The following is a 12,390-nucleotide window of genomic DNA, read 5'->3' on the forward strand; positions in this document are numbered from 1 at the left end:
GATCAGGGAAGGGGATGAAGAGACGAACGAGCAGGGGATTGTGGTCTACTGGTGGAAGTGACATACCCAGGCGAGAACTGTTACCCCATAGTTCTCCGTTCCACCGGAAGAGGCTGACGCACCTTCGAAGGGATGAGGCAGGCGTGCTACGCGTGAACTAACGGGCAGGTCTGTGCGTGGACCGCAAGCTCTCGCACTGTGCCGTAGTCCAGGTTCTGCCCGCTGCGCAGCCGGATGCTTAGCACTGTGCGCACGGCGTTTACTTGCTCAGCGCTGAGTCCCTCGAACAGCTCGGGCCAGTCAGAATGTGCTCGCGCGACCTCGGGAGGCGTTAGGGCGCTGACGCTGAGCAGGGCGTGTCATCGGACGTACTTCTTTCGCCCGTCCTCGACGTTCGACCCGTACTTCTCGTCCAGCTCGGCGTATGCCTCGGCCGGGGTGGTGCTGCCGTTGAGGATGCGGCGGGCGCGGTCGAGTGCGTCGGCGTCAGGGAAGTGTCCGGCGAGCTGCTGGGCCTTCTCGATTAGGGCGAGATCGTTCTCAATTTTTGGTTCGCTCATCGCATCAAGATTCAACGACGGCAGCAGGCAATGTAAACATTCGCTCCAGCAGGGGTACAAGACGCCAGATCGCGGCGTGGTGCTGTTCTTCGGTCAGATCATCTAGCACGGGCGGTTCTTCACCTGTCCAGCCGATTGCTTCGGCCACCGCAGTGAGCTCCACGCTGTCCCATCGCAACCGTCCTTCATCCCGCATCTGAGCGCGGAACTGTGACAGTGGACCGCCCGACTGGTGCACCTTGGCGATCTCGGGGAAGCGCGCCAAGCGGACGTGGAAGATCGCGACCTCGTAGCCGTGCAGAAAGATCATCACTCGGTCGATTCGGATTGGCCGTCCAATGTACATTCCAGGCCGCTTCGCGAATGCCTCCGCCTGACTGTAGATCGGCATCTGCGTTGCCTCAGGATCTGTCATCGCTCACGCCCCGTCCCTGTGGTTGAGATTCTCGGTTACCAACGACATTGATTCGCGATCTCAGCCGGTGAGTAACGACTACGAGTGGCAGACGATCCTGCGCTCAATAGTCCACGGCGGCGCGGTCGTAGGCGAACCGCGCGTCGGATTCGTTCAGCACCTTCGCGCGCACGTCGGCGAGCTTCAAGTCGAGCACTCTGAGCTTCCCGTCTATCCGGCTGATTGCCTCAATCCTGTGGAACTGGTCCCCGTAGGCCTCGGCGAACCTCGCCATGCCGTGTAGCTTCCACGCCGCGTCCGGGAGCCAGTGGCCGTGGGGATCCACGATGCTCGCTCGCACTCCGTCTTCGCCGTTGGCGAAGAAGAGGAAGTCGGGGCGCAGTGTGCGCCATTCGCCGTGACGGTCCTGGTAGGCGATGCTCATCGAATCGCGGCCGCCTGTTGGGTTCCGATACCAGGCCAGAGCCCCGCCCCTCGACATCTCGGCGTCCAGCACCTCGATCTCGTCGGGGTTCAGCTTCCCGACCGGGAACATGCCCTCGTCGTCGGCCAACAAGTGCAGTGCCCGTCGTTCAAGGAGCTGTTCGGAGTCGCCGGTGACGCGTTTCGTCTCCTCCTGGCGGTTCTTCGGCAACGCCATTGAGATGAGCTGAGGGTCCGTGCTCATGGCGGTGATCTCTGCGTAGAGGCTCTGCCTTGACTCGGAGAGGTCTTTGATCGCGACACGGTACTTGCCGAGCCACTCGTGTGCGATGCGGTCGGCCTCGGTATCGAGCGCGGGACGGGTCTGCGGCAGCATAGCGAGGGCTGCGACTCGGACGTTCGCGTCGCGGTAGGCGTCCTCGTCCTCAGCGTCCGCGGCGAGATGTTCGACGTAGGTACGGGCGATGTCTGGCGTGATCGACCGCGCGCCTGTGCGATATGCGTCCTGGATGGCGCGGTCGTCCGCGTACTCCGTCCACGACTCGTCCTGGCGGAGCCCGTGGCGTGCTTGTCCGCGAACGGTGCCGCCAGCAACCGTCTGAACGTCTTTGAGCGCCTTCGTCAGGTCGTTTGCATACTGAGCCGAGAGTCCGTTCAGAACACCGTGGAGGCGCTCGTGGGCGAGCTTCCCCGCGTCAGCTAGCAGCCGGTCAGCCGCGAGCGCGTGTGCCAGCGAAGTGAGTCGCTTGATCGGGTTCGCATGCTTGCGAGGCAGTGTCTCGGCAGGCAAGGCTTGGAACAATTCCCAGACCTCGTCCGGGACGGCCTGGTTCGGCGTCATGACCTGTGGGTCGACGAGGACACGCTGTCCCGTCCCGCCGCCCGTGGTCAGGTCGTTGCCCATGATCCGCTCCAGCACGAGGCTGGCCGTCGCCTTGTTGAATTTCGGCAGGATGCACTCGACGCTGTTGAGCAGGTCGTCGCCCTCGATACGCCTGGCGAGCGGTGTACGGATCATCCGGCCGAGAAGCTGCGTGATGTGCGTCTCGTCCCTCGCTGGGCGGAACGAGACCATGACCTCAGCGCGCGGGCAGTCCCAGCCCGTGCTGATGGCGTCCTTGGCAAGCAGCACACGGACGTAGGAGGCGTCCTGCACGCGCTCCGGGGAGATGTAAGGCACGCTGTGCGAGCCGAACGTCTGCGCAGTGTGCTCGCCAAAGACGTGGGCGATCGCGTCCGCCTCCAGTTCAGGCCACTCGTCACGGATCACGTCGATAGCCGAGGCGACCTCCGTCGGCGACGGCTTGTTCGGCACCTGAAGCACCATGAGGGGCCTGACGGGCTCCTCGTTCTGATCGTTCGCGTACGCCGTCCAGGCCGCAGAAATTCCTTTCACCTTCCGGACGCCCCGGCGCAGCAGCACTGTATTGAAATCACCCGTCTCCGCGGGAAAGTCGAGCACGATGTCGTCCTTCAGTAGACCCGACTCCTGGATACGCACAGGGTCCACCTGCACCGTCGCGAGGTGCACACGATTCGATTGCACCTCGGCTTCGCTCATTGCAGCCTCGAACCGCTGCACAGTCGCCGAGATGCCCCAGACGATCGGCACCGGCGGCACGTCATTGTGGCCGTTGATGAGGCGCTTCACGATGGTCGGCGTCTCCGACGGGCGTTTGCCCATGCCCCGATGTGCTTCGTCAAGCACCATGTAGAGCGTGAGGTCGTTGTCCTCGATCGTGTTCCGCAGGGTGTCCCAGAACGTGAACGGCACTGTGTCTGCATGCGAGTCGAAGCCAGGCAGGGTGTTGGAGTCGTCGCGGCCCCGCACGAGCAGGCTGTTCTTCGACAGCTTCGAGGTGTTCAGAAAGTAGACGTTGCCCGACTGGAGTTTCTGGTATCTGAACGGGTGCTCGACCGTGACGAGACGGTTGCGCAGGCGGTCCGACGCTTGTTCCAGCCGATGCTTGGTCTGCTGGTTCAGCGCCGGGTCGTCGCTGAACCACAGCACGACGGCGCCGGGGTCCGGCGCGATGCTGAAGTCGTCGCTGCCCCAGAACAGCGACTCGATCACGGCCGCAGCCATGACCGTCTTACCGGCGCCCGTCGTAGCCGTCAGCGCCACCGACGAGACTCGCCTGCTCGCGCTGCGGTAGAAGTCCCGCGCAGAGGTCAGTTCGCGCAGCGTGTCACCGACCGCGTCTGCTTGGTAGTCCTTCAGCGTGAAGCGCATCAGAAGTCCCCCGTCATCTCGCAGTTGCGGAGGTAGTCTTCATATAGGCGGACGGTTTCGACGCCGCGGATCTCGTCGGCGACCTGCTGGTACCGCCCCTCGTCGTCCGTGACGACGTACACGATCCGAATGCCGCCTTTCCCGCGCAGTGCCTCGACAAACTCGGCGGCCTGGTCAAGGTCGCGAAGGATGCCGTAGCTGTCAGCGATCGCCCATCCGCCTTCGATCCAGTCGATGCGAGAGCCGACCGCACCGGCGCGTAGCCACAGCATCGGAGCAATCGCCGCGAACGCGCGGTCCACGCCGACGAGCCACTTCGACTCGTACGTCAGAGTGAAGAAGGCGGCGTTCTCCTCGAACCCCTCAGCCATCGGGAACTCGTCGACGAACTTGTAGTCGCCCTTGATCGGGGCGCCGTCGGGCGTCTCGCCCGTGATCGCGGCGCGGATGCGCGGCTTCGTGATGTAGTCGCAGATGCCCAGCTTCTCCCACTCGGGATCGCCAGGCCGCACGCCCTTCCTGCGCAGAGCGGCCTGTTCGTCGGCCGAGACTTCGTTGTTCGTCACCGAGATGCACTGACGGCGGCCGCCGTCCTGCTTGTTCAAGCGCATGACAGCGTGAGCTGTCGTCCCGGAACCAGCGAAGAAGTCGAGAATGACCGCGTTTGGTTTGTCGGATAGAAAGAACCTCAGGGCATCCTCCACTGCGTAGAGGCTCTTCGGGTATGGGAATGAACGACCCGGCAGAAGGCCCGCAACGAGCTTCGAGCCATGCCATCCCGCATTATGAGAGACCCTGTTCCAAGTTGTCTTTGCTGCACGATCACGAGACACCATCGACGTGTCTATGATGGCTGCGCCAGTCAAAGGGTTGCGGCCGGTCACACTGAGTTCGCCCTTTTCGATCTGATCCTCGGTGCCCTGGTTCACCGTCATGATCGAGTAGCCTCGTCCCCGTCGCTGGGACTTGGTGGCTCTGATCAGCCCTTTCTCGACCCGCCGTCGCGCGACCTCGACCCCTGTGCGCCAGCGAGCTTCCGCGCCCGTGGCGGTCTTCGGCCATACCGCGACCTCACCCGCTGGGACTGGCACCGTCTCGACACTCGTCCCAAGCGGAATCGGCGCCCCTACCCGAACAATGCGTCCGGTTGCTTCCTCTACAAAAATCGGGAAGAACAAGTTGGGCGAGTCTGCCCTCAAGTTCCCCTTGCCAGTCCGAACGTATTGAAACCACACCTGAGACTTGCTCTCGGATTGGCCTTCGTTCAGCATGTCGTCAGTCGTGCGGGCGGCTGCCATCTGCCCCATGAACACGAAGAAGATGTATTCGTCAGACCGACTGAACATTCCGTCACGCACTGAGCCTTGACTACTGATGACGCTCGTCACCATCTGGATACGCGCTTCGGGAAACGTCTGCTCCAGTAGCAGGCCAAGGCGCAAGTACTCCTTCTCGTCGATCGTGACTATCAACACGGAGCTCGCGGGCTTCAGGAGCCGCTTGGCGAGCTTCAGCCTCCGCTCCATGAACGCCAGCCACTTCGAATGCCGGTACAGGTCGTCGCCCTCGACGTAATCGTTGTTGTACTTCCAGTCGCGCGATCCTGTGTTGTAGGGCGGGTCGATGTAGATCGCATCCACGGACTTCTCGTGCGTGAACGTGAGCTGCTCCAGGACGTGGAAGTTCTCGCCATTGATGACCGTATGGAACGGCTTATTGCCGCCGCGCTCGATGGTCCCGTCGGGGCGCAGGCCGGGGTAGATGCGGTCACGGAATTCGGCCACGAGAACCAGGTCATCCAATGCCACCGAGGCGGCCTCGATCTTCGCGCCGTTCGGCGTCGAGATGTCGGCGGTCTCTCCGTTGATTCCATCGACAGTCCAGATGCGCTGGTCGCCGTGCCCCGTCACCCCTCTCGGAGGGAGCACTCGAACCTTGCTCATCTTGCGAATCTTGTGCGCGGGAAGCTCCACCGCCTCCGGCGCATGACGCTCGAAGTTGAGCCCGAACGGTAGACGCTTCTGGAGTGGCTGGATCTCGCTGTCGAGGTCCTTAGCGAGCTGCGGATCGAGTTGATTGACGGTGCGCAGCAGGTCCGACAAGCGCGACATGGGCGGGCTCCTTCTGGCAGGACAAGAACGAGTCCGTTCTCGCGTGTGCGCGAGTGGCACGGACTCGATCTCAGCCTACTCAACAGCATCTGAGGACACGAAGGCCGCGAGTTCCCGGCAGTGTTCTACTGGCTGGACACACCAGGACGGGAGGGATCCCGGATCGCCGGGTACACCAGATAGGTGCTACCCGATGACTTGATCCATCTGCCTGTCGCCGATAGTGATCGCCCTGTGAGATCCGCCAAGGGTCCGAGCGGGACGGTAGCGGTCAGGTTGATCATCGCAGCGCCGCGCAGCAGGATGGTCTCGCAGCCGAGGTCTCTCAGGCGTTTGGTAAGCGTCGAGGGGTCGATGTGTCGGCCAGGAAGGGCGGGTGATGGGAATAACCATCCTTCCGGGGATATAGCGCGCTGCGCCAGTTGCATGCCGAGCAGTTCGGTGACGCGTGGCGCTAGGTGGAGCGGAGCGTTCCCGAGGGAAAGCGTCGCCGTTTCGCCTCGATAGACGATGTTCTTGTCTTGGAGTTTGACGAGCCGTGTGATCGGCGCTGCGTAGAGACCGACCATCAATCCGACGAGCCTCGTTCCCTCGTTCAGCTGATCGTCTTCGAGGAAGCGAGACACCCAAGAATGATGGGTGGCCTCGCTGTAGGCGAGCGACGGGGCGGACTTGGGTCGTACCGGGGCGGAGATTCGGCGCATCGCGCCGGTCTGTTTCGCCCATCGGATGAAAGGACGGATCGCGATTGCTCTGCTGCGGCGCGAGGCAGCGAACTCGTCGAAGATCGACTGCGGGGCGGATTGCAACGACAGGTTCCGCGCTTCGAGCATCTGGAGGAATTCGAGCGCCGCGCGGCTCATCTCTCTGGCCCGGCTGAGGGTGCTATCGGTGATGCCTCGTCGTCGAATCTGCACGCGCGCGGTGGCAGGAACGATCCAACGGGTGAAGATCGTAAATTGCTCTCGGTTCGCCTTTGGGCAAATCGCGATGAGTTGATCCGCCCATTGTTCATATGACGCCCAGGGGTCGCGTTCTTCTGTCAGACATCCCGTGACTTCAAGCAGAGCCCGAACGCGCAATGCTGCATGCGGATGCTCGGGCATCTCCAACGCGCGTTGACTGATGGGGATCTCGCCATCGAGAATCCGCCGCAGGATCGCGATGCTAGTGCTGCGGCTCATCCAGCGCAGAAGCCGGTCCGCGTCGTGCTTGTAGGAAAGGAGATAGTGGCGTAGAGGTTCGAGGGCAGCACGCGCGTCGCTATCCGACGCTTCGGAGAATAGCTCCTCGACTTGTTTCACCAGATCGCAGCCCGAGCACAGCGTCCGCCGTGCCCCCCGTTCGCCTCCGCATTCATTGCAGGTGAAAAGTGGTGCGTTCCCGGCACAGTCTGCACACACCAGTCTGTCGTCCTTGTCGTGGGCGATCACACGTTTGTCACCGCACTCAGGGCACGGCTTCATAAACCCGGCGGTCGAGATGTAGCAGCTCTCACAGACTCCAGTACCGATGCGTGCGGAGTAAAGCCGCCGGACCTCGTGACAGATGAAACATACGATCCGCGGTTTCGGCACGCAGTCGTTGCAGTACGGCTTGTCGCCGACGATGGAGTGGGTCGTGCGTAGCCGCCCACACTCCGCGCATTCCCTTCGCGACCTCGGGTCGCGCCGCCAGCAGTTGGCGCAGAATTGTGACTCACCAATGCGGCGCGTGATTGGTAGAAGCCTGTCGCATATAGAGCAGGGCGCAGCGTAGCGGCGTTTCGTGCAGCGCCCGCCGAGCCGTTCTCCGGTCGGACTTGTCTGTTCCAGGAAGCGCTCTTCGCCGCACTGTCCACAGGCGGGCAGGGCGACTTTCAGGTCTGCGGTGCGAGCTTTCCGGAGGAGCCGCTGTGCCGCGCGTGGCATGGCCTGATCCCTTGACGAAGCGAGCGGGGGCGCGCTGCGGAGGTAGGCAGCGAGGCGTCCTGCTCCCATTACCGTCGGCGCGATGGCGATGACGAGTTGCTCGATCTTCGCAGTCGGAGCGTCGCTCCAAGGGCTGCCCTGCTCAAGGAGGATCGTCGTTCCTGGGTCCAGGTTCCGACGGTTGCGCGCTCGGTCCTTGCGCCGTCTCTCCTTGCCGATCGCCGCGTTGATCGCCGGTGTCGAGCTGGGCATGACACTCGTTGATACTGCCGAGATGTACGGCGACGGCGCGGCGGAAGCGCTGATCTGCGAAGCGCTAGGCGACCGGTGCGGCCGGTTGTTCCTCGTCAGCAAGGCGTATCCGCAGAACGCCTCGCGCGCACGCCTTTCACGCGCATGCGAGGCGAGCTTGAGACGTCTCGGCACCGACCGGCTCGACCTCTACCTGCTCCACTGGCGGGGATCGGTGCCGCTCGTTGAGACGATAGAAGCGATGGAGGCGCTGAAATCGGCCGGGAAGATTCGGTATTGGGGTGTCAGCAACCTCGATACTGACGACATGGACGAGCTTGTTGCTGCCGGCGGGGATGGCTGCGTGACCGATCAGGTTCTCTACAATCTCGTCCGTCGAGGCCCTGAGTTGGAATTGTTGCCGTGGCTCGTCGCTCATGAAATGCCTGTCATGGCCTATAGTCCCGTCGAGCAGGGACGACTCTCGAGCCATCCCTCCCTTGTGAAGATCGCAGCTAAGGTTGGTGCTACCCCTGCGCAGGTCGCACTTTCCTGGACGTTGCGGCACGATGGCCTCATTGCGATTCCGAAGGCGAGTTCGATCGCACATGTGCGGGAGAACCGGGCAGCCGCAGATATCGTCCTTTCCGACGCCGATCTTGCGACACTCGACGCGGCATTTCCTCGGCCACGCGACCGTCGCCCGCTCGAGATGCTCTAGCTCGAATGGCGGTCTTCTCTCTCAAGGGAACCGAACATGAGACGGATCGGCTCGAGGTGTTCAGCGACGCGGTGTTTGCGATCGCGATCACCGTCCCTGTGGTGGAACTGCGCGCACCGAGGCCTGAGGATGGCGACCTCGCCGCGGCCTACCTGAAGCTGGCACCGGACTACGCCGCCTACGTCCTCAGCGTGATCCTCATCGGCCTCTATTGGTCCCACAGTCATTTCAGCGGCAAGCTGCTGGAGAAGACCGACCACGGCTACAACCTGCTGACCATCGGCTTTTTGCTGCGGTCAGTATCACTCCATTTCCCGCGCGCCAGTTGGTCGAACATTTCGGTGGAGATGCGGACAGCACGACCGCCGCCCTTTGGTACCTGGGCATAGCAGCGGCACCGGCGACCTGGTGGTTTCTTCGGTGGGTGTACGCCACCGCCAGAGGTTTTCCCGATCGAAGGCTAACCGAGGCTTATCTTCGCCGCCTTACCATCAAGTATGGTCTTACCGCCGCTGCCTATTGGGCGGCATTCGGCTTGGCGTTCTGGAATTGGCGTGTTGGATTGATCGCGGCGGGGATTGTAACGTTGAGCTACGTCATTTCCCCCGCAAAGCCCGTGTTCAGACCCGGTATTGAACCGGGACACGATCAGATGGCTCGTTGACTGAAGGAGCGGATAGTACCTCGGAGCTGCACGCTCCTTGCGAGTGAATAGCGACCTACCGTCGTCCGACGTTTTCGGGCTTGCTTTGCTCGCCGTCCGCCAGATCGGCTAGAACATGCGCACCAGGCCGCAATTCGGGCACCGCCAGACCGGGGAAGTCGGCGGGTTCCACGACGGTTGCAGCTGCACCAGGCAGCGCTCACAGGTAGGGGAGAAGCCCGGCCATTCGTCGTCATCCACGATGCCAGGCAACCAGGATGCTGGCGGCGCTGCAGAAACCGTCCACAGGGGACGTTCAGCGCCTTGCAGGAGAGGCCGGGGTGACAGCCGAGGCCCATACCCATGCCTTCATCTCCGTCTCGCCCACGCGGAACCTGATCGCGCAGGCATCCGCTGTCGACCGGCAGACCTCCGCGTCGACGAGCGCCGGCGTGGCGCCGAAGCGCACCCACGCTTTCGCAGGCTTCGGCCGCGGGTCGATCGTCACCGGTTCTACGTCTAAGCGCAGGTCGGCGCTCGAGAGCGACTGCAGGGGGCCGGCCTCCGCGGCGATCCGCTCGAGGATGCGCGTATCCATCCTGCGATCGGCCGCCGACGCGTATCGCTTCGATGTACCCACTGCCGATCCTCCTTGCGGACCGCCAGGTTATCGATTTTAGAACAGATGTTCTATTTCGTGTGCTCGTCCGCCAGGTCGTCCGAGGCGTCAGCCTCGGCTTGAATCTGCTCAACCTCGGCCCGCAGTCGGATCAATATCTCCTTGCTGTGATCCGCGAGTGCGGTATCCCAGGCATCGACGACGCTGGTCGGGTGTCGACTGTGGCTCTTTTGATCCGAGAACCCCATGCCCTGAGACTGGGGGAGAGGGTTCCGCGCAGCGGGACCCGGGCACCACCCCGGCTCGATCGCTACACACATCAACGCAAGGCGAGCCCCTTGACACGTGGTTCCCGAGGGTGTCCGCTACCTCGCGAAGGGCTGCATTGTCAAGGCTCTGCCAGGAGGCTATCAAGGCCAGAAGGCTACCGAGCAACACCATCAGATCGGAGTAGACATGAAAGCAGTGGTGTACGAGGGACCCCGTCAGGTCAGCACGAAGGAGGTCCCGGACGCGAAGATCGAGCGGCCCACCGATGTCCTGGTCAGGGTGACGACGACGAACATCTGCGGCTCGGACCTCCACATGTACGAGGGGAGGACCTCCTTCGAGGTGGGCCGGACGTTCGGGCACGAGAACATGGGGGAGGTCATCGAGGTCGGTAGTGGCGTGGAGAAGGTCAGGGTCGGAGACCGGGTTGTGCTCCCGTTCAACATCTCGTGCGGGTTCTGTAAGAACTGCGAACGCGGCCTGACCAACTACTGCCTCACCACTCAGCCCGACCCATCACTCGCCGGTGCGGCTTATGGGTTCGCCGACATGGGTCCCTATGGCGGTGGCCAAGCGGAGCTTCTCCGCGTGCCTTTCGGTGACCACAACGCGCTGCGCCTGGGCGAGGATGCGGAGGATAGGGAGAACGACTACGTCATGCTCTCTGACATCTTCCCCACCGGCTACCACGCCACCGAGATGGCCGGCGTGATCCCCGGCGACAGCGTTGTGATCGCTGGGGCGGGTCCGGTCGGATTGATGGCCGCCCTGTCCGCGATGATCAAGGGCGCAGCAAAGGTGATGGTGGTCGATCGCCACCCTGACCGGCTCGCGCTGGCCGAGCAGATCGGTGCGATTGCCATCGACGACTCCAAGGTCGACCCCGTGCAGGCTGTGCTGGACGAGACTATGGGGCTCGGAGCTGACCGTGGTTGCGAATGCGTGGGCTACCAGGCCCACGATCCGCAGGGCAACGAGGACACCGCCGCCACCTTGAACATGCTCATCAACGCGGTCCGCTTCACCGGAGGGATCGGCACCGTCGGCGTGTTCGTCCCCCAGGACCCGGGGGCCGAGGGCGAATTGGCCAAGCAGGGCAAGGCGGCCATCGACTTCGGCACACATTGGTTCAAGGGGCAGACCATGGGAAGCGGTCAGGCCCCGGTCAAGCGGTACAACCGCCAGCTGCGGGACTTGATCGCGGCCGGCAAGGCGACCCCTTCGTGGATCGTCTCCCACGAGATCTCGCTGGACCAGGCTGCCGATGCCTACAAGAACTTCGACGCCAGGTCCAAGGGTTGGACTAAGGTCCTCATCAAGCCCGGCATGTCAAACGGAACGAAGGAAAACTGAGATGGCAGCAGAACTTCAGGGCAAGAGGGTCGCGATCCTCGCCGCCGACGGAGTCGAACGCGTTGAGCTCGAGCAACCCCGCGAAGCACTGGAACGGGCCGGCGCTCAGACCGAGGTCCTTTCGATCCACGACGGCGAGATCAAGGCCCGTAAGAACGACCTGGATGAAGCGGGCACGTTCACCGTCGACGGGTTGGTCGCCGACGCCTCGGTGGGCGACTACGACGCCCTGCTGCTTCCCGGCGGCACGGTGAACCCCGACCAGCTCCGGGTCGACAAGGACGCCGTCTCCTTCGTCCGCGACTTCGTCGAAACTGGCAAGCCCATTGCCGCGATCTGTCACGGGCCTTGGACGTTGATCGAGGCTGGCGTGGTCGGAGGTCGCACCTTGACGTCCTTCCCGAGCATCCGCACGGATCTGCGCAACGCCGGAGCGGAGGTCGTTGACCAGGATGTCGTGGTCGACGGGAACCTGATCACCAGCCGCTCACCCGACGACCTGCCTGCGTTCTGCGATACGATCGTGGCGAAATTTGCGAGCAGTTCGACCCAGGAAGAGGTGACGTCATGAGCGTCACGAAGGGACTGCTTGTCAGGCTGGAGGCCCTGCCCGGCAAGGAAGACGAGGTCCAGGAGTTTCTCGGCATCGGGCGAGGGCTCGTCGAGGAGGAACCGGCCACCACCGCGTGGTTCGCGATCCGTCTCGGCCCGTCCTCATTCGGGATCTTCGACGTGTTCCCCGATGACGCCGGCCGCGACGCGCACCTGTCCGGCGCAGTTGCGACCGCTCTCGGCGAGCAGACGGGCAAACTGTTCAGCGAGCCGACGATCGAGAAGCTCGACGTCCTGGGCTCCAAACTCCCCGCCTGAAACCACAGACCGGGAGTACTGACCCAGAAAG

Annotated in this window: 12 protein-coding genes; 5 read left to right on the top strand and 7 right to left on the bottom strand. The window is 63.1% G+C overall.

Features of this window, described 5'->3' with window-relative positions:
• Positions 1 to 359: 359 nt before the first annotated feature.
• The 5 genes from AB0N68_RS08730 to AB0N68_RS08750 all read right to left on the bottom strand — a co-directional run bounded on the left by AB0N68_RS08730 (position 360) and on the right by AB0N68_RS08750 (position 7,904).
• Positions 360 to 560, bottom strand: a complete 201-nt coding sequence (locus AB0N68_RS08730; RefSeq protein WP_105950095.1) for a hypothetical protein — start codon at positions 558 to 560, stop codon at positions 360 to 362.
• 4 nt (positions 561 to 564) lie between these two features.
• Positions 565 to 975, bottom strand: a complete 411-nt coding sequence (locus AB0N68_RS08735) for a hypothetical protein (protein ID WP_126892903.1) — start codon at positions 973 to 975, stop codon at positions 565 to 567.
• Positions 976 to 1,078: 103 nt separating this feature from the next.
• On the bottom strand, positions 1,079 to 3,631 hold the full coding sequence (locus AB0N68_RS08740; protein WP_105950093.1) for a DEAD/DEAH box helicase: 2,553 nt from the start codon (positions 3,629 to 3,631) through the stop codon (positions 1,079 to 1,081).
• Entirely contained in the window at positions 3,631 to 5,742 is a 2,112-nt protein-coding gene (locus AB0N68_RS08745) for a site-specific DNA-methyltransferase (protein WP_105950092.1), read from the bottom strand. The genes AB0N68_RS08740 and AB0N68_RS08745 overlap by 1 nt, the downstream gene beginning before the upstream one ends.
• Positions 5,743 to 5,867: 125 nt before the next feature.
• A complete protein-coding gene (locus tag AB0N68_RS08750; protein ID WP_162604560.1) occupies positions 5,868 to 7,904 on the bottom strand; it encodes a site-specific integrase in 2,037 nt (678 codons plus the stop codon).
• Here AB0N68_RS08750 and AB0N68_RS08755 point away from each other — a divergent pair.
• Together AB0N68_RS08755 and AB0N68_RS08760 are read left to right on the top strand one after the other, a co-directional pair.
• Entirely contained in the window at positions 7,864 to 8,604 is a 741-nt protein-coding gene (locus AB0N68_RS08755) for an aldo/keto reductase (RefSeq protein WP_238695569.1), read from the top strand. The genes AB0N68_RS08750 and AB0N68_RS08755 overlap by 41 nt on opposite strands.
• A gap of 5 nt (positions 8,605 to 8,609) precedes the next feature.
• Entirely contained in the window at positions 8,610 to 8,993 is a 384-nt protein-coding gene (locus AB0N68_RS08760) for a TMEM175 family protein (RefSeq protein ID WP_363332545.1), read from the top strand.
• A gap of 570 nt (positions 8,994 to 9,563) precedes the next feature.
• Here AB0N68_RS08760 and AB0N68_RS08765 read toward each other — a convergent pair.
• Together AB0N68_RS08765 and AB0N68_RS08770 are read right to left on the bottom strand one after the other, a co-directional pair.
• Positions 9,564 to 9,845, bottom strand: coding sequence for a hypothetical protein (locus AB0N68_RS08765; protein WP_199787650.1), 282 nt, complete (start codon positions 9,843 to 9,845; stop codon positions 9,564 to 9,566).
• Positions 9,846 to 9,937: 92 nt separating this feature from the next.
• Positions 9,938 to 10,114 carry a hypothetical protein gene (locus tag AB0N68_RS08770; RefSeq protein WP_153244971.1) on the bottom strand — a complete coding sequence of 59 codons (177 nt, stop codon included), beginning with the start codon at positions 10,112 to 10,114 and terminating at the stop codon, positions 9,938 to 9,940.
• A 208-nt stretch (positions 10,115 to 10,322) separates the two neighbouring features.
• Here AB0N68_RS08770 and AB0N68_RS08775 point away from each other — a divergent pair, with 208 nt between their 5' ends.
• From AB0N68_RS08775 to AB0N68_RS08785, 3 genes are read left to right on the top strand one after another with little or no spacing between them, the layout of a single operon-like run.
• On the top strand, positions 10,323 to 11,489 hold the full coding sequence (locus tag AB0N68_RS08775; protein ID WP_105950087.1) for a glutathione-independent formaldehyde dehydrogenase: 1,167 nt from the start codon (positions 10,323 to 10,325) through the stop codon (positions 11,487 to 11,489).
• Position 11,490: 1 nt separating this feature from the next.
• Complete coding sequence (locus AB0N68_RS08780) at positions 11,491 to 12,060, top strand: type 1 glutamine amidotransferase domain-containing protein (RefSeq protein ID WP_126892905.1); 570 nt, start codon at positions 11,491 to 11,493, stop codon at positions 12,058 to 12,060.
• Complete coding sequence (locus tag AB0N68_RS08785) at positions 12,057 to 12,359, top strand: putative quinol monooxygenase (RefSeq protein ID WP_105950085.1); 303 nt, start codon at positions 12,057 to 12,059, stop codon at positions 12,357 to 12,359. The genes AB0N68_RS08780 and AB0N68_RS08785 overlap by 4 nt, the downstream gene beginning before the upstream one ends.
• Positions 12,360 to 12,390 lie beyond the last annotated feature (31 nt).

This window comes from Microbacterium meiriae (assembly GCF_040685015.1).
GTDB classification, from domain to species: Bacteria; Actinomycetota; Actinomycetes; order Actinomycetales; family Microbacteriaceae; genus Microbacterium; species Microbacterium meiriae.